General features: G+C 36.0%; 14 protein-coding genes. 3 read left to right on the plus strand and 11 right to left on the minus strand.

Annotation, left to right across the window (positions count from 1 at the left end; genetic code table 11):
- On the minus strand, positions 1-702 hold a 702-nt coding region (locus tag HMPREF9144_RS05325; protein WP_006044875.1), incomplete at its 3' end, for a porin family protein.
- Positions 703-741: 39 nt separating this feature from the next.
- Positions 742-2,115 carry an amino acid ABC transporter substrate-binding protein gene (locus HMPREF9144_RS05330; RefSeq protein WP_006044876.1) on the minus strand — a complete coding sequence of 458 codons (1,374 nt, stop codon included), beginning with the start codon at positions 2,113-2,115 and terminating at the stop codon, positions 742-744.
- Between the two features lie 105 nt (positions 2,116-2,220).
- On the opposite strand from HMPREF9144_RS05330, the gene HMPREF9144_RS05335 reads away from it, so the two are divergent.
- The 3 genes from HMPREF9144_RS05335 (at position 2,221) to HMPREF9144_RS05345 (ending at position 11,385) form a co-directional block, all read left to right on the plus strand.
- Positions 2,221-2,916 (plus strand): T9SS type B sorting domain-containing protein, encoded by a 696-nt coding sequence (locus tag HMPREF9144_RS05335; RefSeq protein WP_006044877.1) that lies wholly within the window; start codon positions 2,221-2,223, stop codon positions 2,914-2,916.
- A 34-nt stretch (positions 2,917-2,950) separates the two neighbouring features.
- Complete coding sequence (gene uvrA / locus HMPREF9144_RS05340; RefSeq protein WP_040595584.1) at positions 2,951-5,785, plus strand: excinuclease ABC subunit UvrA; 2,835 nt, start codon at positions 2,951-2,953, stop codon at positions 5,783-5,785.
- 1,169 nt (positions 5,786-6,954) lie between these two features.
- The gene (locus HMPREF9144_RS05345) at positions 6,955-11,385 is read left to right on the plus strand and encodes a choice-of-anchor J domain-containing protein (protein ID WP_006044879.1); all 4,431 of its coding nucleotides are present in this window, start codon (positions 6,955-6,957) and stop codon (positions 11,383-11,385) included.
- 738 nt (positions 11,386-12,123) lie between these two features.
- On the opposite strand, the gene HMPREF9144_RS05350 is transcribed toward HMPREF9144_RS05345, so the two are convergent.
- The 9 genes from HMPREF9144_RS05350 to lon form a co-directional block, all read right to left on the minus strand.
- Positions 12,124-14,478, minus strand: a complete 2,355-nt coding sequence (locus HMPREF9144_RS05350) for a bifunctional dihydroorotate dehydrogenase B NAD binding subunit/NADPH-dependent glutamate synthase (protein ID WP_006044880.1) — start codon at positions 14,476-14,478, stop codon at positions 12,124-12,126.
- A 230-nt stretch (positions 14,479-14,708) separates the two neighbouring features.
- Positions 14,709-15,998: a serine--tRNA ligase gene (serS, locus tag HMPREF9144_RS05355; protein ID WP_006044881.1), complete on the minus strand. Its 1,290-nt coding sequence runs from the start codon at positions 15,996-15,998 to the stop codon at positions 14,709-14,711.
- A gap of 225 nt (positions 15,999-16,223) precedes the next feature.
- A complete protein-coding gene (locus HMPREF9144_RS05360; protein ID WP_006044882.1) occupies positions 16,224-16,652 on the minus strand; it encodes a biotin/lipoyl-containing protein in 429 nt (142 codons plus the stop codon).
- Between the two features lie 6 nt (positions 16,653-16,658).
- The gene (locus tag HMPREF9144_RS13510) at positions 16,659-16,808 is read right to left on the minus strand and encodes a hypothetical protein (RefSeq protein WP_006044883.1); all 150 of its coding nucleotides are present in this window, start codon (positions 16,806-16,808) and stop codon (positions 16,659-16,661) included.
- A gap of 35 nt (positions 16,809-16,843) precedes the next feature.
- Positions 16,844-18,409, minus strand: coding sequence for an acyl-CoA carboxylase subunit beta (locus tag HMPREF9144_RS05365; protein WP_040595394.1), 1,566 nt, complete (start codon positions 18,407-18,409; stop codon positions 16,844-16,846).
- A 659-nt stretch (positions 18,410-19,068) separates the two neighbouring features.
- The gene (locus tag HMPREF9144_RS05370) at positions 19,069-20,814 is read right to left on the minus strand and encodes a DEAD/DEAH box helicase (RefSeq protein ID WP_006044885.1); all 1,746 of its coding nucleotides are present in this window, start codon (positions 20,812-20,814) and stop codon (positions 19,069-19,071) included.
- 56 nt (positions 20,815-20,870) lie between these two features.
- Positions 20,871-22,001: an LptF/LptG family permease gene (locus HMPREF9144_RS05375; RefSeq protein ID WP_257009644.1), complete on the minus strand. Its 1,131-nt coding sequence runs from the start codon at positions 21,999-22,001 to the stop codon at positions 20,871-20,873.
- 105 nt (positions 22,002-22,106) lie between these two features.
- Positions 22,107-23,234 carry a tRNA guanosine(34) transglycosylase Tgt gene (gene tgt / locus HMPREF9144_RS05380; RefSeq protein ID WP_006044887.1) on the minus strand — a complete coding sequence of 376 codons (1,128 nt, stop codon included), beginning with the start codon at positions 23,232-23,234 and terminating at the stop codon, positions 22,107-22,109.
- A complete protein-coding gene (gene lon / locus HMPREF9144_RS05385) occupies positions 23,224-25,698 on the minus strand; it encodes an endopeptidase La (RefSeq protein ID WP_006044888.1) in 2,475 nt (824 codons plus the stop codon). The genes tgt and lon overlap by 11 nt, the downstream gene beginning before the upstream one ends.
- Positions 25,699-25,885: the final 187 nt, after the last annotated feature.

A 25,885-nucleotide genomic window follows, 5' to 3' on the forward strand; every position in this document is an offset into this window, starting at 1 on the left:
GATAATTATATTACTATTATTAGATTTTCCAAAGAAATCTTTCTTACTATTGCCGTATATATTGCCCAATCCATAGTAATAGCGTGCCTCTAAAATAATATGTCCTATGCGACGGATACTCCATTCTGCACCTATACCTGCTGCAATACCGTAGTCGAATTTCTTTTCGACGGGCATAGATTCCTGTTTTACAATTGTATTACTTCTTCCTGTACCATCATTTAATAAATTGGGTGTATCATAGTTGCTTATGACAGTTTCATTCAGTAATATCCCAATTTGTGGACCTGCTTGTGCAAAGAAATTGAAACCATTCTGTTCTCTTCCCCACGCTAAATGTGCAAAAACAGGTATTTGCAGATAGTTTAATGTCCGTGAATACTTTTCAGCAGACCCATTTGTATTGATAACAGGTTTATCTGTTGCGGTTCGTATATCTTGTTTCCACCCAGTTGAAGCATAATTTATCTCACCGTAAATAGAGCAGATAGTGTTGAAATACTTTTCACATACATACCTCACACTTAGACCAGCAGTAATACCGCTATGTAGAGATTGTGATACTTTAGGGTCAAATCCTACGTTAGATAATATATAGCCAGTATTACCACCTATAGAAAGACTATTGCGGTAATCTCCCACTTGTGCATATATCCATAATGGAAAGAGTATAAGCAATGCTGTTACTACTTTTCTGTTCATAGCTTTATCTGTTCTACTACTGTATTAAGTTTTTAAGACTTAATAAACTAAGTTCTCCATAGTCTTATTAGGTTTAAAGTGTACTAGCTGGAAATGATTATTAATGTAGCCACCATTTCCAATATGTTCAAAATTGTATCGTGTTTGTAATGGAACATAATTAACTTCTGTACTTGTTCCCTTAAAGTTTTTGCCCTTATTCTTAATACCTCTAATAAAGAATTGTGCCTGATCGTATCCAACAATAGCAAAACGTGGAATATATGAATCCTTCATAGGTTCATCATATTTATTGATATATTGTTTTTCTAACGCTTCAGTTCTTTTTGCTGCTTTATTATAATAATAGGTAGATGGGATATAAACATCATATTTAAAATAATTGTTGATATTATAATCCTGGTACATAAACCATTCGTTATAACCATACATCGAGATATTAATATTTGGATTAGCCTTTCTTAGTAGGTCTAATTTTTCAAATACTTTATTCAGATAAGGACTTTTCTCAGAATTTATAATAACCACGTTAGGTTGAGAAGTGCTGAATTGTTTCGCAAAATCAACTTGTGGTGTATTTAAGTTAGTTATATTATAATGTATTTTTGCTAATTCAAGTTGTTTTCTTAATCCATTAGTAAAGAGTCCAACTTGGCTATCAATATCATTACAATTAATAAATATAGGGTGATGGGTCTTTTGGAAACGCTCGAAGAAACATGCAATGGCTTTTCTATTCAAACGATTATTATCTTGATATACTTGGAATATATAAGGATTGGTATCTACTTCTTTCGATTCGATAGAAAAAGGTATAACCATTTTTATATTGTTGCGTTGGCAAAAGTCGCCTAATGGTTTTACTTGATTAGAATAGAGTGGACCAAAGATAATATCTAACGTCGGAGCATTCTTATCTAATAAAGTTGTTTTAATATCGGCATCTTTAGGAACATTCCAGGCATGCACATCTGTATTAATTCCTTCTTGTTTCATTTGTTCTAATGCAAGTAGAATACCTCTATAGTATTCAACCATTCTTAATCCATCGCCATCTTCTCGATGTAAGGGTAACATAACTCCTATGCGAATGGCATTTGTCGTTGTGTTGGCTATTACTGGTTTCTTATCATTAATATTGTTTGGTGAATCAGGTACATATTTTTTATCATTCCCTTTGGCATAAGGAACAAATATCCAATTACCTTTCTTGAGTTCATACCCCTCTTGTTTCATCTCTGGATTTGCATCAATAAGTTCTTGAATACTAACTCCATAATCTTTTGCTATTCCAAAGATTGTTTCTTTCTTTTTTACTTTATGAATATCTCGCCAGATAGTAGTCTGAGCTGATACTTGAATGGTGAAAAATAATGTAAGCAATAAGAATAAGTATCTATAATAACGCTTCATAATCTGTTTATTTCTGAAATTAACACTCTGCAAAGATAACAAAAACTATTTACTATTTGCTTTTTGTCGATAGAATTTTTGTATTTTTGCAGAAATAAGAAGATTATGCAGCTATATTTTCATAAAATATCTTTAATAGTGGTTTTATTCCTAATCGCCACTAATAGTTTTTCTCAGTCTTGCGAGCCTTATGGAACGTATATTGGAGAAAGTGGGAGCTCTGAAACGATAAACTCAGCACAAGGCTTTTCAGGTTCAGCCCCATTAACTGTAAATTTTGTAGCGAATCCTACTGTAAATTTGCCAAATGGCACTCATTTTGAGTGGCATTTTTTAGAGCAAAACAAACCTACTAATGCATTCTTAATTCGCTATGAACAAGACACACAATATACTTTCACAACTGCAGGCTCATTTCGTGTTTGTTTATATGAGATATTAAATAATGATACTGTTTATATTTATGAACCGATAAACATATCTATTAGTGAGAGTGAAATATCTTTCCCCAATGCCTTTTCTCCTAATGGCGATGGTATAAATGATGTGTTTAAAGCTAAGAAAGGATTTAAAAGTATTGTAGAATTTCATGCAGTTATCTTTAATAGATGGGGGCAAAAGCTTTTTGAATGGAATAATCCTAATGAAGGCTGGGACGGAACTTTTAATGGAAAGCCTGTTGCACAAGGAGTTTATTTTGTGAATGTGAAGGCTACAGGCGCAGATGGAAAGAAATTCCATATTAAGAAAGATGTGAATTTATTGCGCGGATACAACGAAACAACTACACAAACGCATTAATTGTAGTTTTACAAACAAACTGACACAAATAATGGTGAATGATAAAATAGAAGTGTTTGGGGCACGTGTGCACAATTTAAAAAATATAGATGTGTCAATGCCTCGTAATGCATTGATTGTTTTTACAGGATTATCTGGCTCGGGTAAAAGTTCATTGGCTTTTGATACTATATTTGCTGAAGGGCAAAGACGCTATATTGAGACGTTTTCTGCTTATGCTCGGAACTTTTTGGGTAATATGGAGCGACCTGATGTTGATAAGATTACTGGATTATCACCAGTAATATCTATTGAGCAAAAAACCACAAACAAAAATCCACGTTCAACAGTTGGCACTACAACAGAGATATACGATTATCTTCGTTTGCTATATGCACGTGCAGGAATTGCTTATTCGTATATGAGCAACGAGCCAATGGTAAAATACACGGAGGAACGTGTAATCGAAATGATTCTTCACAATTATGCCAACAAAAGTATTTATGTACTTGCACCATTGGTAAGAAATCGTAAAGGACATTATCGTGAACTATTCGAACAAATGCGACGTAAGGGATATCTTTATATTCGTGTAGACGGTGAGATATTGGAAATTACACGTGGTATGAAGGTAGATAGATACAAAAATCACAATATAGAAGTTGTAATAGATAGACTTAAACTTGGTGCCGCGAACGATGAAACCTTTAAAGAGCGTTTAGCAAAGACGGTATCGGTAGCAATGAAACAAGGCGACTCTCTTATTATGATTATGGAGAAAGAGAGTGGCATTACTAAATATTTCTCTAAACGTTTGATGGACCCTATTACGGGAATTGCTTACAAAGACCCTGCTCCTAATATTTTCTCATTTAATTCTCCAGAGGGGGCGTGTCCGCATTGTAAAGGATTGGGCAAGATAAACGAGATTGATTTAACAAAGGTAATTCCTAACAAAAGCCAAAGTATTTATGAAGGTGCTATTATTCCTTTAGGTAAATACAAAAACCAAATGATATTCTGGCAGATAGCTGCTATTCTTGAAAAATACGATTATACTTTGAAAACACCAATTAAAGATATTTCGAAAGAAGTGCTTGACGAGATACTTTATGGGTCGCTAGATAAAGTTCGAATCTCTAAAGAGCTTGTCCATACTAATTCCGACTATTTTACTTCTTTCGATGGTGTTATAAAATACTTGCGTTCAGTAATGGAAAACGATGAAACTGCTGCCGGAAAGAAGTGGGCTGACCAGTTTATTGCTGAACGGGAATGTCCTGAATGCAAAGGACAACGTCTTAATCGTGAAGCTCTCTCATATAGAATATGGGACAAAAATATAGCAGAGCTGTCTACAATAGATATTGCCGACTTAAAGAACTGGCTTGGAAATGTAGAGCGACACCTTAACGAGAAACAGCAACTTGTTGCTAAAGAGATTCTAAAAGAAATTCGCAAGCGTATAGACTTCTTGCTAAATGTTGGTCTTAATTATCTTTCGCTAAACAGACAAAGTGCAACGCTTTCAGGAGGAGAGAGCCAACGTATAAGACTGGCTACACAGATTGGCTCTCAACTCGTAAACGTGCTTTATATTTTAGACGAACCTTCTATTGGTTTGCATCAGCGTGATAACGACCGCTTAATAAAATCGTTGTGCAAATTGCGCGACCTCGGAAATACGGTGATTGTTGTTGAGCACGATGAGGATATGATGCGTGCTGCCGATTGGGTTGTTGATATTGGTCCAAAAGCTGGTAAGAATGGAGGAGAGGTTGTTTTTCAGGGTACATACAATCAGATGCTTCAAACACACACTCTTACAGCTCAATATCTTAATGGCGAACGAATTATTCCACTTCCAACTGAATATCGTAAAGGAAATGGTAAATCGTTATGGCTGTATGGTTGCAAAGGTAACAATTTAAAGAATGTTGATGTAGAATTTCCTTTGGGTAAACTTATTGTTGTTACAGGGGTGTCTGGCTCTGGAAAGAGTACATTAATCAACGAGACCTTACAGCCTATACTATCTCAACATTTCTATCGTTCTTTGAAAGCTCCTATGGCATTTGCTAAGATAGAAGGAATAGAGAATGTAGATAAGGTTGTGAATGTAGACCAAAGTCCTATTGGACGTACTCCGCGCAGTAATCCTGCAACATACACAGGTGTATTCTCCGATATTCGCAATCTGTTTGTTAATCTTCCTGAGGCAAAAATACGTGGCTATAAACCTGGACGTTTTTCGTTTAACGTAAAGGGTGGACGGTGTGAGAATTGTGGGGGAAATGGCTATCGCACCATAGAAATGAACTTCTTACCTGATGTATTTGTTCCATGCGAGGTTTGTCATGGAAAGCGTTATAACCGAGAAACGCTTGAAGTGCGTTTTAAAGGAAAATCAATAGCCGATGTTCTCGATATGACAGTGAATACCGCTGTAGAATTCTTCGAGAATGTTCCGCTTATTCTTCCTAAAATAAAAGCCTTACAAGATGTTGGTTTAGGTTATATTAAGTTAGGGCAAAGTTCTACAACTCTTTCGGGAGGCGAAAGCCAACGTGTAAAACTTGCAACCGAACTTTCTAAACGGGATACAAGAAAAACGCTCTACATTCTTGACGAACCTACTACAGGATTGCATTTCGAAGATATTAGGGTACTTATGGGTGTATTGCAAAAGCTGGTTGATAGAGGAAACACGGTTATAATTATAGAGCACAACCTTGATGTAATAAAACAAGCTGACTATATTATTGATATGGGACCTGATGGCGGTCGTGGTGGTGGACAGATTATTGCAACTGGCACTCCAGCAGAAATAGCAAAGGTTTCTCAAAGTTATACTGCGCCATTCATTAAGAAGTTCTTAAATGTAAAATAAGTAGTATTAATGCTTCTTTAAATTTAACTGGTTATTATAGATTCAGCAGATTTTACTTTATTGTTGGTAGATTAGTTTACTTTAGAACGAAGTAGTAGGATAGTAAGCTACAATGAGTTAGAAAGACAAACTATCTGCCAACAAGAAAACAGAAAGCTAGTAAGCAACGAAGGTGTTGCAGTCTAATAAGCTATTGAAACTTATGGGTGTAGTTGTCTGGCATCAACTTTTTATTTCTTCGGTCCAGCGTCTTTTTCATCGTCTTTCCATTTGTTTCACTCACTGTCTACGTCCGACAGCTTTTGTACAAATACACTATCTTCACTTACCTCTCGATAGCAATCTTTGGGAATAAAGCGAACGCACATACCTTCTATTTGGTTCGCCACTGTTTCCTTCTCAGTTGTTATACCGTGCTTCTAAAAACACATAATAAAATAATGTTAAGCCAAATGCTGTAATTGTTAATATCAACGAAATGTACTGCCGTGCCCCACGGGTTATACAGCCGTGCCCCACGAGTCCTACTACCGTACCTTACGAGTCCTACTTCCATAAAAGCTCAAAATCGTAGGCTTTCGGTTTAATTATACAAATTGCTTATTTATACTCGCATTCAACTCTTTATCCAGCAAGGTTTTTAATCAAACAAAAAGTGTATAGCAAAATCAAGAAAAGCCAGTCAGATGTATATCTCTTGTTTCAGATATCTGTAACGTTCATTTCAGATATCTGTCAGTTGCGTCTTAGATATCTCTCAGTTGCAATTTAGATATCACAACAAACTGCAACTTTACAATCGTGCTTTTTTTCGAGAAAAATCTATCTTTTTCCCACTGTACCTATTTTGATGTATATAAATATGAGAGAGATGAAAACTATGCGCTGTTGCCTTTTGTAAAAACAGTTATATGTCAATCTTAAAATTAAATGTATAAAAAAACGTTGATAATGCTGAGTATAAAATTATATTTGTAATTTTGCAGCGAAAATAAATCTTTATGGAAACAACCTAGCAATCGTTTTATAGCAAATAAATAAATGTTGTCTATGTATCTTCACAATCTTCTTTTGGAATACATATATCAGCCGTTATAATGTTTCGAACGAATTTGCATTATCTCCATATATAATATAAGGTATAAGTCTACTTATTAATTTTAATATAAATGAAACAAAAATCTACATTCTTATTAGGCACTTTATTTTCGTTACTAATATCGTTGCCTACTAATGCACAACCTGAACCACAGTCTGTGCTACAAATCAGGTCTGGTAACCTTCTTCCCTCAGAGTTTATCTCGGCTAAAAAGGTAGTGTCAAATAATATTCTTTCTGTGTTTAAGGCTAAGATGCCTAAGACACAAGAGAAAAGTACAATGCAGACCAACCATAAACGTAATACACAACACTTACTTGTAAATCCAAAGCAATGTATTTGGGGAAATGTTGTAACCGATAATCTGCTTGGTGTTTATTCATTTTTTCCAACGCAATCAATCGATTTTACAGAACTTGCTCCCTTTAAAAAAGGATTACTAAATGGAGGTTGTGGTATTGTCGATGATGAGCTACATTGTATTTATGTCGATGATACTTATGCGGCTTATGGAGTTCTGGGGGTTACTCACTATGCATTCAACACAGATACATGGGAGTTAATAGAGCAATCGCTTCAACCAAAAAGTTGGAACATTATAGCTACAGAAACAGCTATAGACCCTAAGACAGGTGAAGTTTTTGGTGAGTTTTATTCAGCAAACTTGAAATCGTTAGAGTGGGGTGTTATAGACTATAGAACATTGACACGAACCACAATAGCAAAAGCTGAACACAGTTATATTGCTCTCGGAATAACTAACGATGGCAGAGCGTTTGGTGTTGCAGACGATGGAAACCTTTATCAGATAGATCGCACAACAGGTGTAGAAACATTAAAGGGTAGTACAGGTATAAACGTAAAGGACGAGGCAGAAAACCATTTCTATCAAACTGGAGAAATAGACCCTAATACTAACGAATTTTATTGGGCTGCAAAAACGGCTAATGGCAACTGTACATTATATACAGTAGACCTAAACGATGGACATGTTACAGCTGTAGGGTCAATGGAAAAAGCTACAGTCTTAGGTATGGTAATTCCAATGCCAAAAGCAGCTGCTGCAGCTCCAAATGTGGCAACCGATTTGCAAACTCAATTCAATGGCGCATCAACCACTGGTTATATTTCATTCAAAGCTCCTGAAACTCAATTCGATGGTACTACTCTTGCAACCAATAAGCCCCTTTCTTATACCATCACAGCCAACAACAAGCAGGTGGCAACAGGAACGGTGCTTCCGGGACAGGTGGCACAAACATCTATCCAAGTGGAAGAAGGTATGAACCACTTCATTGTTGTTACAACCAACGAGGGTGGAAAAAGCCCTAAGGCAAAATACGAAAAGTATATAGGAAACGATGAACCACTTCCTTTAGACTATGTAGATTTAAAAATAGACGACACGCGTAAAGCTACAGTGTCTTGGGACAAACCTACACAAGGACTTCATCAAGGCTATATAGGAGACCTTACTTACAATGTATATCGTTTCAGTAGTACAGATACTATAAAGGTTGCTTCAAACTTAACAGCCACTACTTTTACAGAAACCTTGCCCGAAACTACACGAACAGGCTATGCATACGGTGTACAAGCTGTTAATACTACTCAGTGTAGCAAGATAACAGTAAGTGAATATAAGGTTACTGGTAACGTTTTCGACACGCCATACTTCGATGATTTTAGAAACAAAGCCGATGCTCTCATCTATACTATTGTCGATGGAAACGATGACGGATTTACATGGAGATGGTATGATGATGAAGAAAAAGGAAGAGCTTTTCGCTACTCGTATAGTCGCAATAATGCTGGCGACGATTGGTTGATGAGCCCTCCTATAAAGTTGAAAGCTGGTAAAACTTATAAAATTAGCTTTAGAGCTAGCAATGCTGAAGAAGAATACAAAGAACGATTAGAGGTTAAAATGGGCAATGCACCAACAGCTCAAGCTATGACAACTAATGTTATATCGCCCATTGAACTTACAGATCCGCAATACCATGAGTTTAGCGCACAAGTTATTCCACAGAGTGATGGCGACTATTACATTGGATTTCACGCAATTTCTGACGCAAAAAAAAGCTTCATCTACTTAGGCGAAATGGGTGTTGAGCCTATTCCCACAACAAATGCTCCTGCAGCAGTAGAGAATATGAATGTTATAGCAAATCCAACGGGCGCATTAAAGGCTGCTATTACTTTTAAGGCTCCAACTAAAGCAATCGATGGAAATCAGCTTACTGCTATTAAGAAGATTGAATTACGCAATGGAACTAAAATACTAAAAACATTTGTTGCTCCTACGCCTGGTGCTGAACTCAAACTTATTGACGAGAACCCTACACAAGGAATTAATAACTATATTGCAATTGCTTTCAACGAAAATGGTAATGGAACAAGTGTTACACGGAGAGCATACATAGGAAAGGATCTCCCCGCAGAACCTGTAGTGAAAGCAATAGACCAAGGCACTTCGGTTAAACTTACATGGGAACCTGCCAAAGGTGCTCACGGTGGTGTAGTAGAGCCATCTAAAGTTGATTACGATATATATGATGTTAATCAGAATGGACTTGGCAACCATATTGCAATTGCAAAGAATGGCTTAACAGAATACACTGTAGATGGTATAAACACTAAGACTGGCGCACAACGCTACAGAAAATGGGCTATTGCTGCAAATTATAATGGCTTAAGTAGCGAGTTTGCAACAGCAAGCATTATTTTAGGAGTGCCTTATACGCTTCCATACCGTAACAGTTTCAGAAATGCTACTTTCGAACAGCAATTATTCCAGACTACCAGTTCTAACGACAAAGTATTGTGGCGACTTGCTAGCAACGAATCGTCTGACGATGATGGAGGCTGTTTGTTCTTTAAACCTCGTGCTGCTGGTACATCGACTATTACAACTGGAAAAATTGATATGCGTGGAACTACTCAGCCTAAATTAGGTTTTAGTTACAATGCAAAGGCACAAACTCCTGTTCGGTTAGAGATTACCTTCGAAAAGATGGACGGTACTGTTACAGACCCTGTATGGATACACGATTTCGCCAGCGATACAAAGGTTGGAAAATGGATAACTGAAATTGTAGACTTGCCAGAAACTCTTACCACCCAAGACTACATTCTTATGCACGTAAAGGCTATAGCTGCCGATGCCTCTCCAAATATTGTGTACTTAGACAATATAAGCATTTCGGACCCATTGCAATGCGATGGCGCAATTGAGCTTTCTGCACCAACAAGTGTAAATAAGGGACAAACTGTGAACTTAAAAGTAAAAGTTAGCAATTTAGGCCTCGACAAGATAGACCATGCTGCTGTAAAGGTTTCGTTGAACAATAAAGTTATTCACCAATCGGATATCACCAAAAGCTTATCTCTGTTGCAAGATTTTGTTATCCCTATTAGTTATGCCACCACTATTCTCGACCCAAGCGAGCAACACAGTATAAAGGCTGAACTAACAGTTGCTAACGATATGCAAACTGCAAACAACACCGACTTAGCAAATATTATTCTCGAAAAAGCAAACGTGCTTCCACCAACCAACTTAACAAGTAAAACCGACAAGGTGGGTATGGTAGAACTGTTGTGGAATAAACCAGAAACAACAAAAGAAACCATAAGAGAAAACTTTGAAAGCTACGAAGCTTGGCAAACCGACTTTGGAAAGTGGACTACATTTGATGCTGATAAAGGCTATGCTATTCCGCTTAGCGCACAAGTTAGCTATCCACATCAAGGAGAACAATTCGCTTTTATAAATTGGAAACCCGACGACTATTTCCGTGGCACTAAAGATATAGCTCCACACTCTGGACGTAAAGCCGCCGTAGCAATGTACCAACAAAATGCAGAAGGAAACGTTATAGGTGCTGATAACTGGTTGATTAGCCAGCCTCTATCTGAAGAGGAACAAACCATTAGCTTCTGGGTGAACAATGCGCAAGGAAACAGCCAGACAACAGAAACTTTCGAAGTGTTAGCATCGCCTACCGATAATAAACCTGCTAGTTTCAGCAAAATAGATATGTATAAACAAGAGTCGGCTGTATGGAATGAAATAACAACACAGCTGCCTTCGGGTACACGCTATTTCGCAATACGACACACTACACCTGCAAATCAAGGGCTGGTTTTCATGATAGACGATATTACGTTCGACGCAAGTAACGGACCTGCTGCTTATAATATTTATCGTAACGATTCGCTTATTGTAAGCACAACGTCTCCATCGTTCACCGATGATAAACTGAAACCAGGAACAACGCATAGCTATAAAGTTACTGCTGTATATCCCGATGGTTCCGAGTCTGAGCCAATAAGCGTAACTGCTACAACCAATATTCACGATATTGTAGGGAATGTAAACCTATCGTACGATGTTTATACCGTTGATGGCAAATTGGTTGCTAAAGGTTTGCACAACTTAAACACTCTGCCAAAAGGAATGTATATTATAAATGGCAAGACTATTATTATTCAGTAAAAATTGCGACTGAGCTAAAGTCTTATACTCCTTTCTATGAGATGCGGACTTTATTTCTAATCCAAATTTTATAGCACAAATAAGAAAGGCTGAACGGGTAGTACGTTCAGCCTTTTTAATTGCTCTGCTCAAATAGTTTGTGCCTAACTATATGGGCGAATAAGAAAAATGTTGGCAATGTTGTTAGTTGCTGTTTCTACCGTCTGAAACTCTCGTCTCTCTTGTAATTACATCACTACTTCGTTACAGTAACACAAGTCTTTCATATCAACGATATACCGATTAGACAGTATTACTTACGTATAAGTAAAACTTTATTTACATGTAAGTAAAACTTTACTTACGTGTAAGTAAAACTTTATTTACGTGTAAGTAAAACCATACATTGCTGTAGTCAATAATGCCTCTTACGCATAAAAATGTTGCGTATATATGCAAGAAGCGAAAGAACAGCGTGGAAAAAAGTAATACATTCGCATTGTAGCATTCCGCTACACACCTTTTAGCATAAATTGCGTCATTCTAACTTTGGCACGAACTTACCATATACGCCCAGCTCTTGCTTTATTACGAAGCATATTAATTATTTTATAGCGAAAGCATAGTGCCAATATAAAACATTATAAAATATAATGCGTATTTCTTGAACGTTGGATAAAATGAATAAAAAAAGGGGGTAAAGACAACTTAAATGGTTAGTCTTTAACCCCTTTCTATTAGTTAGTTTTATTAATGTATCTATTCTTTCAGCAAAGCATTTGCCATATTAAGAGCAGCTTTTCTGCCATCGCCCATCGCCAATATAACAGTAGCACCACCGCGCACAATGTCGCCACCTGCATAAATTGTAGGAATAGAACTCTGCATTTCTTCGTTCACGGCAATAGTGTTCTTTCGCCCTAACTCCAATCCATCTATAGAATTCGGCACAAGAGGATTGGGCGATACTCCCACGGCAACTACTACTTGATCGCATTCTATCGTAATAGTTTTCCCCGTAGTTTGTGGTCTGCGACGGCCACTTTCGTCAGGTTCACCCAATTCCATAACATCTAAGACAGCTCCGCAAACACGTCCATTTTCATCAGCAATATATTCCTTCGGGTTGTGCAGCGTTAGGAAGTTAATACCTTCCTCTTGTGCATGTTTCACCTCCTCTACACGTGCAGGCATTTCTTCTAACGAACGGCGATAAACTAATGTAACCTCTGCACCAAGACGTTTTGCCGTACGACAAGAGTCCATTGCAGTATTTCCACCACCAACAACAAGCACCTTTTTTCCAATAATAATAGGAGTATCGGTATCAGGGTTAGCTGCGTCCATTAGGTTTACACGAGTAAGATATTCGTTGCTCGAGAGAATATTTATACTATTTTCGCCTGGAATGCCCATAAAGTTCGGCAATCCTGCACCAGAGCCAACAAAGATTCCTTTGAAGCCGTTTTGTTTCAGTTCTTCCACACTTATAGTTTTGCCAACAATAGTGTCTGTCTGGAAATGAACTCCCTGCTTTCTTAAGTTTTCAACTTCCACCTCAACAATCTTGTTTGGTAAACGGAACTCTGGAATACCATATTTAAGTACGCCACCTATTTCGTGTAATGCTTCGAAAACATAAACCTCAAATCCACGCTTCACCATATCGCCAGCAAAACTAAGTCCTGAAGGTCCTGAGCCAATAACAGCAACCTTCATTCCATTAGACGGAGCAAGTTCGGGCAAAGTAATATTTCCACTTTCACGTTCGTAGTCGGCAGCAAATCTTTCAAGATAACCAATAGCTACAGCAGGTTCTTTCATTTTTAAATGAATACAACGACTTTCGCATTGCTTTTCTTGTGGACAAACACGACCACACACAGCGGGTAGGGCAGAGGTGTCTTTCAATACACGGGCAGCGTTAAGAAACTGGCCACGTTCAATGTTCTTAATAAAGCTTGGAATATTAATGTTTACCGGACAACCTTCCACGCATGTAGGTTTTGCACAGTCGAGGCAACGTTTAGCTTCGCGCATTGCCATTTCTTTCGTAAGACCTTTGTTAACTTCCTCCAAACGAGTAGTTGCACGATAAACAGGATCAAGCTCAGGCATCTGCACTCGCTCTATAGTAGTGCGCTCTTTGGGCTTCATACTTTTGCGCAATTCAGTACGCCATTCAGAGTTTCGTTCAATAAGTTCAGCAAAGTCTTGCTTTGTTTCTTCGGCAGGAGCTAAAGGCGTATGCACTGTGCTATTAGTGGTCTCAACTTCTATATGATGGTGCCCTATCTGGGTTTGTTTTCTCTCCATCTCTTCGCGTTCAACACCTTTAAAAGTGCCCATACGCTTAAACATTTCGTCCCAATCAACAAGGTCTCCATTAAATTCAGGACCATCAATACATACAAACTTTGTTTTTCCACCAATAGTAAGACGGCATGCACCGCACATACCAGTACCGTCTACCATAATTGTATTCAGTGATACATCGTTAGGTATACCATACTTCTTTGCCAACAAAGATGTAAACTTCATCATTATTGGAGGACCAATAGCCAAAACTTTATCTACTTTCTCGCGCTGCAACACTTCTTCAACACCAACAGTTACTACACCCTTTTTTCCCATACTACCATCGTCGGTCATTATAATAACTTCGTCGGAGTATTTTGCAACGTCTTCAACCATAATCACCAGTTCTTTCGTGCGCCCTGCCAACACAGAAATGACACGATTTCCTGCTTTTTTGAATGCTGTTAAAATTGGTAGGATAGCAGCAATGCCAATACCACCACCAGCACACACCACCGTACCATAATTCTCTATGTGAGATGCTTGTCCTAATGGTCCTACAATATCTAGAACCTCATCGCCGGGTTCAAGTTGGCACAATTTAGTAGATGAAAGCCCCACTTCCTGTATAACCATTGTAAGTGTTCCTTTCTCAGGATCAGCTTTAGCAATAGTGTAAGGTACACGCTCGCTGTTATTGTCTACGCGTACTATAACAAAGTTTCCCGCTCTACAACTGCGTGCAATGAGTGGTGCTTCTACTACAATACAAAAAACCTTTTCGGAAAATTGTTTTTTACTAATAATCTTGTTCATGTTTTAAAGGTTAAGTTGTTTATAGATTCTTTATTTTCTAACTCTCAGCAACATTTATTTTTTCTGTGCTCTTCGAAGTAGATTGCATTATACAGACTAAATTCTGTATTTTTCTATCTCTTTCTATTTGGGATTAGGGGAGATACAATCTTAGTTTTCGGATATCCTAAATACAAGATAGTATCAGCCCTAATTTCAGCAAAGAATATTATCTACGATTTCAAAAACAATTAGAAGTTCTTGTCATCAAGTATTTCAAATCCACAATAAGGAACAAGTGCTTTAGGAACTCTTATCCCTTCAGATGTTTGATTGTTTTCCAAAATGGCAGCAACAATACGTGGTAAAGCCAATGCTGAACCATTAAGAGTATGGCACAATTCTATCTTTTTATCTTCAGAACGACGATAACGACAATGTAAGCGATTTGCCTGATAGCTCTCAAAGTTTGATACAGAACTTACTTCCAACCACCGTTTTTGAGCACCGCTCCATACCTCGAAATCATAACAGATAGCGGAAGTGAAACTCATATCTCCACCACATAGTCGAAGAATATGATATGGAAGTTCCAATTTTATTAACAAACCTTCAACGTGTTTCAGCATCTCGTTTAAAGATTCATAAGAATGTTGTGGAGTATCTATACGAACAATTTCTACTTTGTCGAATTGATGCAAACGATTTAATCCTCGTACATCTTTTCCATAACTTCCAGCCTCACGACGGAAACATGAAGAATAAGCACAACGTTTAACAGGGAGTTCCTTTTCGTCGAGAATTTCATCGCGGAAGATATTGGTTACTGGTACTTCTGCTGTTGGAATTAAATAAAGATCGTCTACTTCGGCATGATACATTTGCCCCTCTTTATCAGGTAGCTGTCCAGTGCCTAAACCAGAAGCCTGATTAACTACTAATGGAGGTTGTATCTCTAAATATCCACTTTTGCGTGCTTCGTCTAAGAAGAATGCTTCTAAAGCACGTTGAAAGCGGGCCATCTTACCTATATATATAGGAAAGCCTGCTCCTGTTATTTTAACACCGAGATCAAAATCAACAAGATTATACATCTTACATAAGTCCCAATGACAAAGAGCTTCGCCTTCAAAGGTTGGTTTTTCTCCTCCTTCTTTTACAACAACATTATCGTTTGCATCTTTACCCTCAGGAACATCTTCATTGGGAATATTTGGAATAGTTAGCAACAAGTTAGTCATATCCGCTTGTGCTTTTTCCATATTATCTTGTAGTTCTTTATCGGCAGTTTTCAGTTCGGCTACTTTATTCTTTATTTCGTTAGCCTCGTCTTTCTTTCCTTCTTTCATTAATCCGCCAATTTGTTTTGAAAGAAGATTTTGTTGTTGTTTATTGTTATCAAGTTTCTGTTGGTATTCTCTACGTAATTTATCGTATTCTAATACCGTTTCAATGGTCTTCTTAGCATTATTAAAATGCTTTTTTTCAAGACCTTTTATAACACGTTCAGTTTCTTCACTGATAAGCTTTAATGTAAGCATACGTTTTTGTATATTTTATGTTCTATTTTGACAACAAAGTTACGAAAAAATATCTGATATACAAGAATTTTAGATAAAGTTTCCTTATCTATTATGATAGGCTAAGGAATAGGTGAGATTATCGAAAAAAAGAAATCCATCCATAAGCTTCTATTAGGAGCAGATGAATGGATTTCTATTATAGTATATTCTTTAATAAGTAGACGTTTTATGCGTCTCGCTAATTTATTCTATTACGACTAATGGTTCATCTTCAAGCACAGCCTGACCAACTTTTACAATGATAGCTGTAACTTTACCGTCTCTTTCTGCTTCAATGCTATTTTGCATTTTCATTGCTTCAAGCACGAGAACAGTATCACCAGCTTTAACTTCTTGTCCAACTGAAACCTCTATAGAAGTAATAGTGCCAGGAAGTGGAGCCTTTATTGCATTAGAAGTATTGATATTTGCTGATGTAGCCGTGTTTTCTGTTTCATTTTCAGCTACAGGTTTCCCTAATTCAACCTTTTTCTTCTCTGGTTCTGCAGGTGCTTCCATCTGCACCTTATATTCTTCACCATTCACAGTAATGTCAGCAACATTATCTTCACTAACATTATTTATTACGACAGAATATTCCTTGCCGTCTATTGTATATTTAAATTCTTTCATTTTCTTTTATGGTTTCTTGGTCATAATTTCGAACTTCGCATTCCACAATGTCTGCTTTGGTTTAATTGTGATAATGCCAGATTCTACATCGTGAACATTATTGCCTGCATACTCATAGAGAGCCATAGCAATTGCTGCATATATATTATTGTTCATTTATAGATATTTTTAATGAAAGGAACTTGCAAATTTTACATTGGCATACAACCATGTTTCTTAGCAGGTAAATCTTGTTTCTTATTTGCTAATTGTGCAAGACCACGGCAAATGCGGAAACGTGTGTTACGTGGTTCAATAACATCATCTATATAGCCGTATTGAGCTGCCTGGTATGGATTTGCAAATTTTTCTGTATATTCTTCTTCTTTTTCAGCAATGAATTGTTTAACATCGCCACCATTCTCTTTTACTTGTTTTACTTCTTTTCCGTAAAGAACTGCAACAGCCCCCGATGCTCCCATAACAGCTATTTCTGAACTTGGCCAAGCAAAATTAAGATCTGAGCGCAATTGTTTACAGCCCATAACAATATGCGAACCACCATAACTCTTACGAAGTGTAATAGTTATTTTAGGTACTGTCGCTTCACCATAAGCATAAAGTAGCTGTGCTCCATGTAGAATAACAGCATTATATTCCTGACCAGTGCCAGGAAGGAAGCCTGGAACGTCTACTAACGAAACGATAGGAATGTTAAAAGCATCACAAAAACGCACAAATCGTGCACCTTTTCTACTTGCATTTGTATCGAGAACGCCAGCATACGCAGATGGTTGATTAGCTACAATTCCCACACTTTGACCATTAAATCGAGCAAAACCAGTGATAATATTTTTAGCAAACTTCGGTTGTACTTCGAAGAATTTTCCATTATCGGTTATTGCTTTTATCACCTTATACATATCGTAAGCTTGATTTGGGTCGTCAGGAATAATTTCATTCAACAAATCCTCCTTACGATCAATAGGATCGGTGCACTCTGTACGTGGAGCCTCTTCGCGATTATTAGAAGGTATGTAAGAAAGTAAAGTCTTAATGGTCTCTGTTGCTTCTTCTTCTGTTTTCGCTGTAAAGCTTGTTACACCACTTTTTGTTGCATGAACACTTGCACCACCAAGATGTTCAGCATCAATATCTTCTCCAGTTACTGTTTTTACAACTTTAGGTCCAGTAAGGAACATATAACTTGTATCTTCTTTCATTAAGATAAAGTCGGTAAGGGCAGGAGAATAAACAGCTCCACCAGCACAAGGACCGAGAATACTTGAAATTTGAGGAATTACGCCCGAAGCGAGAATATTACGTTCGAATATCTCTCCGTAACCTGCCAAAGAAGAAATTCCTTCTTGAATACGTGCTCCACCAGAATCATTCATACAAATTATTGGCGCACCATTTGTCATAGCCATATCCATAACTTTACAAATTTTCTGTGCCATTGTTTCTGACAAAGAACCTCCATTAACAGTAAAATCTTGTGCGTAAACATAAACAAGACGACCATCTATTGTAGCTGAACCTGCAACTACTCCATCGCCCAGATATTGTTTTTTCTCCATACCAAAGTTATGGCAACGATGGAGTTTAAACATATCATACTCTTCGAAACTACCTTTATCTACCAACATCTCGATACGCTCGCGCGCTGTATATTTTCCACGAGCATGTTGTTTTTCTATGGCCTTTTCGCCACCACCTAAACGAGCTTGCTCTCTTTTGGCTACGAGTTCCTTGATTTTTTCTGTTTGTTTACTCATAATGTATTTATTTCTCTTAATAATTCTAACTACACTTGGCGAGATAAAAACCACCAATTCGATGCAAAAATACGAAAAAAAGCCCACTTAATATATCTTAGGCTCTTTAAAGTTTGTTAAGGAATGATATTGTTATATGCTCAAATAATGTATATATTCAGACTAAAATTGCTGTTTGGTTATTATCTACTAGTGTTCGTTTATCGATATCTCAGTTATAATTCTTTACTCTGCTTTTGAGTGGAATGAAGTTTAAAACCATGCATTCTACTCTTAAGCCCCCTTTGAGTATTGTTAATATTTAGGCTATTAATAATGATCGGTATCTTAGAAAAACACCAACTATAAAATAACCATACGTTGGAGTTTTTGTATATAACGTTTTTGATATGTTCGTGTTTTGTTTTTTCGTATAGACCTTTCTTTATTTTCACCTTTGTAAGCAAAATAATTATGTCTTTTTGAAGTACGTGATAAATATGTAGAGAAGTAGGATCCTCATCTACATACTCTCAACGAGTCTCACATCCAGCCACTTATTTATTAAGATGAGAAAGTTTTCATTAGGATATTAAATATACGTAACCTCCTCTTATTATTATTTTAGTTTAAGTAAATGGAGGTTACGTTATTAAATATTGATCATCACATATATGAATTTACTTTTTTCCAAATTTACTTAACCATTTTAATGGTTTCTTTATCAGTGATTTAAATTTATTTTCCGACTTTTTTTTCTTTGTCATATCGTCTTTTATCTCATATTTGGTACTTCGCTGCAGTTTATTTGTTTCTTTAGAACGTCGTTCTTTCTTTGTTTTCGTTTTTTGGGTTCGTTTAATATTTGACTCAACAGTCGTGTTTTCATTTTTATATCTCTGTTTCTTTTCCTCTTTTTTACCTTTAGCAGATTTTGAAGTAGAATTATTATTCTTTTCTTTATTTCCAACCTTATTGTTCTCTATAGAATTTCCATTCTGTACTTTATTCTGTTGTTTTTTATCTACAACATTTGAGGAAGGCTTTCTATTGTTGCGATTATTTTTACTTGTATTTTCTGCATTTTGTTTTCTCTTATCGTCTGTATGAACGGTAAGATTTTGAGATTTCTTTTCAGTAATTTCGTTTCTTGTTGATTGTTTTTGGTTACCTCTCTTATTATTACGAATTTTCTTATCTTTGTGACTTTGTTGATCGCGTGCTTTTTTCCGTCTCGCTTTAGCACTTGTATTTTTTCTAGATTTATTGATGCTTTTATATTCAGGACCTTTTCCTATATCTTCTGGTAATGAAACTTTTTCAATTTCTTTCTCTAAGAAATTTTCTATTTGGTGAAAGTTATAGATATCATCATCACTCACAAGTGTTATTGCAATTCCATCTCTGTCAGCTCTTGCCGTACGTCCTATTCGGTGTACATAATCTTCTGCATCGTTTGGTACATCATAATTAATAACCATTGTAATATCATCGATATCAATACCTCTTGATAAAATATCTGTAGCTACAAGAACATCAATTTGTCCACTTTTAAATTTAAACATCATCTCATCGCGTTGAGCCTGATCAAGGTCAGAATGCATCTGTCCACAATTTATCTTTTTCTGATTAAGCGATGAAGCTATTTGTTTTACTTTTTGTTTTGAACCAGAAAAGATTATGACTCGTTGAGGATTGTGTGATTTGAATATGTCTTTTACAATCTCCATCTTTTGTGTTTCATAACAAACATAAGCTATTTGGTGTATTTTATCTGCAGGTTTGCTAACAGCGAGTTTAATTATTGCTGGATTTTTTAGTAATGTCCCAGCAAGATCTTCAATTTTTTTAGGCATCGTCGCCGAAAACATAATAGTTTGACAAGTTTTGGGTAGTTTTTTCTGAATAGTTAATATGTCATCTGAAAATCCCATATCTAACATTCTATCAGCCTCGTCAAGAATGAAAAAGCTAACTTTAGAGAGGTCAACATTGCCTAAAGAAATATGAGAAATAAAGCGTCCAGGGGTGGCAATAACAACATCGGCACCTAAAGAAAGACTCTTTAATTCTTGATCGTAACGGTTTCCATCGTTACCTCCATATACAGCTACACATGAAATACCATTCAAATAGTATGAGAAACCTTGAAAGGCTTGGTCTATTTGTTGAGCTAATTCACGAGTTGGAGACATAATCAGGCAATTTATTGCATCTTCTGGATAACCTCCATCTGCAAGTTTCGAAAGGATAGGAAGCAAGTAGGCAGCTGTTTTACCTGTTCCTGTTTGTGCTACACCTAATATGTCTTTACCTTTTAAAATTTCTGGTATACATTTTTCTTGAATAGGTGTGCATTGCTCGAAATGCATATCGTAAAGTGCATCGAGTATATCGTCATTTAAATCTAAGCTTTCAAAAATCATAGAAATTTTATTTAATCCTTCCCACTACGGATTTTTTTGTTTATTTTTTTTCTTCATTAATTAGGTGCCTGTCGATAACAGAAATATGCTATTGCAGCGAAAATTATATTTGGAATCCAAGCAGCCAATATTGGTGGGGTATTTGCATTAATGGCAAAAGTAGAAGAAACAGTTTGCAATAAAATATAACTTACGCTCAATACAAGTCCAATGCCAAGATACAATCCCATTCCACCTTTTCGTTTACGTGAAGATAACGATAAGCCAATAATAGTTAAGACAAATGATGAAAAAGACATTGCTATACGTTTATGGTATTCAACTTCGTATTGTACAACATTCTTAGAACCTCTGCTCGTTTGTTTCGAAATATAATTACGAAGTTCTGCCGACGTGAATGTTTCTTGTTGGCCTTTTGAGAAAACTAAATCAGTTGGTTCCATCATTATAACAGTATCTTTTTCTGCTCCTGTTGTAATATGTTCTCGTAACCCCTTTAATTTTCTGCTTTTCCAGTTTGATATTTTCCAATGATATTTCGAATCTGCTATTGTATCATACTGAATTTCGCTAGCTGTTAAGTGATCAACAAGTTTGTTACCATCAAATTTGTCGAGTGAGAAACCATAACCACGCTTATATTTATCATCGTAGTTCTGAATATAAGCCACAGTATTTTTCGCAACCTTTAGCTGTACATTTTCTGCAGCAGTATTTTTTTTAGAATTAAGATAGAGTGATCTAAAATTTAAACGTATTACAGTACCGTGCGGAATAACAGAACTATTTAAATAATAAGTTAGTCCTGCTATTAATATACACGAAATCATATACGGGCGTAGCAACCGATTAAACGATACACCAGAAGCAAGCATAGAAATTATTTCAGAATTACCAGCTAGTTTTGATGTAAAGAATATTACGGCTATGAAAACAAATAAAGGAGAAAACAGATTAGAATAGTATGGAACGAAGTTTGCATAATAATCGAATATAATAGCATGCCATGGAGCTTTATACTCGGTAAGTTTCGATAAGTTTTCGTTAAAGTCGAATATTATAGCGATAGAAATTATGAGAATTATAGAAAATACATAAGTTCCTATAAATTTTTTAATGATGTACCAATCTAATAAACCAACAAGATGTTTTGGGTGAAGAGCTGGTAAATGTTTTTTTAACCACATAAAAGCATTTATTAAAACTCTTATAAGTTTAAGATGTTTTAATGCTGCCAGCTTATTGATAACAATATTTATTATCCTGTTGAATAGATTTTTCATCTAATATAGTTATAAACGTCGTCCTAACTTATCCATAATAGAAGACTTCCATTGTGTAAAGTCTCCTTTTTCTATATGTGTCCTTGCATCAGTAACTAATCGAAGGTAAAAAGCAATATTATGAATACTTGCTATTTGCATAGCGAGTAATTCGCCTGCTTTAAATAAATGATGTAAATAAGCTTTTGAGGTTATAATATCTATATCACACCCATTGCTATCTACTGGCGAAAAATCGTTCTCCCATTTTTTATTTCGCATATTCATAGTCCCTTCGTATGTGAAAAGCATTGCATTGCGACCATTTCTTGTAGGCATAACACAATCGAACATATCTACTCCACGTTCAATTCCTTCAAGAATATTTTGAGGAGTACCAACTCCCATTAGATAACGAGGTTTATCTTTTGGTAAAATCTCATTAACAACCTCTATCATTTCGTACATAACTTCTGTAGGTTCTCCTACTGCAAGTCCTCCAATAGCATTACCATCTGCTCCTTTGTCGGCTACGAATTTTGCAGCTTCTGTTCTTAAATCCTTGTAAGTGCACCCTTGTACAATAGGAAAAAGACTTTGTTTATAACCATATAAAGGTTCCGTTTCGTTAAAACGTTTAATACAACGATCTAACCATCGTTGTGTTAATCCTAAACTTTGCTTCGAATATGCATAATCGCTATTTCCAGGAGGACATTCATCGAAAGCCATAATGATATCTGCACCTATAATTCGTTGTGTGTCCATTACATTTTCAGGTGTAAATATATGTTTAGAGCCATCAATATGACTTCTAAACTGGCAACCTTCTTCTGAGAGTTTACGAATGCCTGTTAATGAAAAAACTTGAAAGCCACCTGAATCTGTTAATATTGGGCGGTTCCAACCATTGAATTTATGTAATCCACCTGCTGCTTTTAGAATTTCTAAACCTGGACGTAAATACAAATGATACGTATTACCAAGTATAATTTGTGCTTTAACTTGTTCTATTAGTTCTGAAAAATGAACTCCTTTAACAGTACCAGCAGTACCAACGGGCATAAATATAGGTGTTTTTATTTGCCCGTGATCAGTGGTAATTAAACCAGCTCTTGCTTCACTTGCTTTATCAGTACATTGAAGTTCAAATGTCATTCTGCGTATTTTTATTGTTATTTTCTTTAATCGTAAAGTCTATTGGATTTTCCACCATCTCGTTTGTAAGAGCAAAATTCCATACTTCTTGTACATTTTCTACATAATGGAACTCAACACCAATGCGATATTTCTCTGGTATTTCCTCTACATCTTTACGATTTTCTTTGCACATAATGATATCAGTAATCCCCGCTCTTTTTGCTGCAAGAATCTTTTCTTTAATACCACCAACAGGAAGTACTTTCCCTCGAAGTGTTATTTCGCCAGTCATTGCAGTATTTTTTCTAACTTTGCGCTGAGTAATTGCTGATGTAATACTTGTGGCTATAGTTATACCTGCAGATGGACCATCTTTAGGAGTAGCTCCTTCTGGAACGTGAATATGAATATTCCATTGTTCAAAAATACGATAATCTACGCCAAGTGTTTCTATATGAGCCTTAACATATTCTAAGGCGATAATAGCAGATTCTTTCATAACGTCTCCAAGATTTCCCGTAAGCGTTAATTTTCCTGCTTTTCCTTTTGATAGAGATGTTTCTATAAATAAAATCTCTCCGCCAACGCTAGTCCATGCTAACCCCGTAACAACTCCAGCATAATCGTTTCCTTGATAAATATCGCGATAAAAAGGAGGTTTACCTAACAAATCCTCTAAATCTTCAGGTTTAATTTTCTCAATAGGTAAAGCATTGTCTCTTTCTTGTTTTAATGCTAATTTACGAAATGCTTTATCTATTTGCTTTTCCAGTTGGCGCACACCACTTTCACGCGTATAATTTTCTATCAATTTTTCTAAAGCGAGATTGGTAAATTTTAAGCCTTTATTATGTTGGATTAAACCAGTGTCTTTGACTTCTTTTGGAACTAAATGACGTTTTGCTATTTCTATCTTTTCTTCAGTAATATAGCCTGAAACTTCAATTACCTCCATACGGTCTAATAATGGCTTAGGAATACTGTTTATATCGTTTGCAGTTGCTATAAATAATACACGAGAAAGATCATAATCTACATCGAGGTAGTTATCATGAAATGCATTATTCTGTTCTGGATCAAGAACTTCTAACAAAGCAGATGCAGGATCGCCATTTATAGTATTTTGTGTTACTTTATCGATTTCGTCAAGAATAAAGACCGGATTAGATGAACCTGCCTTTTGTATATTTTTTATAATACGTCCAGGCATAGCTCCGATATATGTACGACGATGACCACGAATTTCTGATTCATCGTGTAGTCCACCAAGAGACATACGAACATATTTACGTTTCATAGATTCGGCTATACTTTTACCAAGACTTGTTTTTCCAACACCTGGTGGACCATATAAACATAGAATAGGAGATTTTAAGTTCTTTGTAAGTTTTAGCACTGCCATATATTCTAGAATACGTTCTTTCACTTTTTCCATTCCGTAGTGATCTCTATCTAGAACTTTTTGTGCACGCCCAAGTGCTAAATCGTCCTTAGTAAATTCGTTCCAGGGAAGATTTACCATTGTTTGTAAATAATTTACCTGAACACTATAGTCGGGACTTTGAGGGTTAAGCGTGCTTAATTTATCGAGTTCTTTATTAAAGACTTTCGCAACATCTTCCGACCATTTTTTATTTGCTGCCTTTTCTATAAGTTCTTTTTTCTCAGGTGTACTATCACCATCGCCCAATTCTTCCTGAATATTCTTAATTTGTTGATGTAAGAAGTATTCGCGTTGTTGTTCGTCTAAATCTTCACGTGTTTTAGAACGTATATTCTGTCGTAAATGTTGAAATTGAATTTCTCTATTCATTATCTTCATTAGTCGGAATAAACGGTCTTTTATAGACTCTTCTTTTAATAGGTGTATCTTCTCTGATACACTGAAGGGCATATTGGCACAAATATAATTAACAGAAACGATAGGATTTGAGATATTATCGAGTGCAAATTGCGAATCATCGGGTATATCATCACTTCCCTGAATATATTCTTTTGCAGTAAGTTTCATATCATTTACTGCAGTAATAAACTCTTTATCGTTTTTATCTACTTTTTCTTCTGGTAGAGAATGGGTTTTACCTTTTGTATATGGCTTCTCTTTTGTAATTTCGTCTAATTGACAACGACCCAATCCTTGAATGATTGCTGTTCTGTTTTCACCATCTACAGTTCCTGGCATATCAAAAACTCGCACAAGTTTTGCATATATACCTGTGTGATACAAATCTTTTTCTTGAGGTTCGTCTATATTTCCATCTTTTTGACTGAAAACAGCAAAAACTGTATTAGGGTGTTTCTCTAAATATTTTATTAATGTTAATGTTGCCTTACGACCTACTAACACTGGCATTAGAATACCAGGGAACATAACAAGGTTGCGTGTTATGAGAACTGGAATATCTCCTTCAATATTCGTATTAAAGTCAGGTAATTCTCCCTCGTAATCAGCAAACATTTGTATTGAATTATTTTGTTTCATTGGAAATTCATTAAATCATTTAGGGTGCAAAATTACTAAATAAAAATAAGATAGACAATATTTCTTATACCTTTAATCTTAATTATAAGTATCTGATAAAACTTTTCTTTCCAATTTATAGAGGTAAATGTGTCTAAAATATATTCTGAGTTTATAGATAAAAATATTGTTTCTGTCATATTCGATT

The organism is Prevotella pallens ATCC 700821, from assembly GCF_000220255.1.
GTDB classification, from domain to species: Bacteria; Bacteroidota; Bacteroidia; order Bacteroidales; family Bacteroidaceae; genus Prevotella; species Prevotella pallens.

Bases quoted from the DNA above. Each gene is read 5' to 3' on its own strand.
- HMPREF9144_RS05330 (WP_006044876.1), bottom strand. From the start codon at position 2,115: ATGAAGCGTTATTATAGATACTTATTCTTATTGCTTACATTATTTTTC.
- HMPREF9144_RS05335 (WP_006044877.1), top strand. From the start codon at position 2,221: ATGCAGCTATATTTTCATAAAATATCTTTAATAGTGGTTTTATTCCTA.
- HMPREF9144_RS05345 (WP_006044879.1), top strand. From the start codon at position 6,955: ATGAAACAAAAATCTACATTCTTATTAGGCACTTTATTTTCGTTACTA.
- HMPREF9144_RS05350 (WP_006044880.1), bottom strand. From the start codon at position 14,478: ATGAACAAGATTATTAGTAAAAAACAATTTTCCGAAAAGGTTTTTTGT.
- serS (WP_006044881.1), bottom strand. From the start codon at position 15,998: ATGCTTACATTAAAGCTTATCAGTGAAGAAACTGAACGTGTTATAAAA.
- HMPREF9144_RS05360 (WP_006044882.1), bottom strand. From the start codon at position 16,652: ATGAAAGAATTTAAATATACAATAGACGGCAAGGAATATTCTGTCGTA.
- HMPREF9144_RS13510 (WP_006044883.1), bottom strand. From the start codon at position 16,808: ATGAACAATAATATATATGCAGCAATTGCTATGGCTCTCTATGAGTAT.
- HMPREF9144_RS05365 (WP_040595394.1), bottom strand. From the start codon at position 18,409: ATGAGTAAACAAACAGAAAAAATCAAGGAACTCGTAGCCAAAAGAGAG.
- HMPREF9144_RS05370 (WP_006044885.1), bottom strand. From the start codon at position 20,814: ATGATTTTTGAAAGCTTAGATTTAAATGACGATATACTCGATGCACTT.
- HMPREF9144_RS05375 (WP_257009644.1), bottom strand. From the start codon at position 22,001: ATGTGGTTAAAAAAACATTTACCAGCTCTTCACCCAAAACATCTTGTT.
- tgt (WP_006044887.1), bottom strand. From the start codon at position 23,234: ATGACATTTGAACTTCAATGTACTGATAAAGCAAGTGAAGCAAGAGCT.
- lon (WP_006044888.1), bottom strand. From the start codon at position 25,698: ATGAAACAAAATAATTCAATACAAATGTTTGCTGATTACGAGGGAGAA.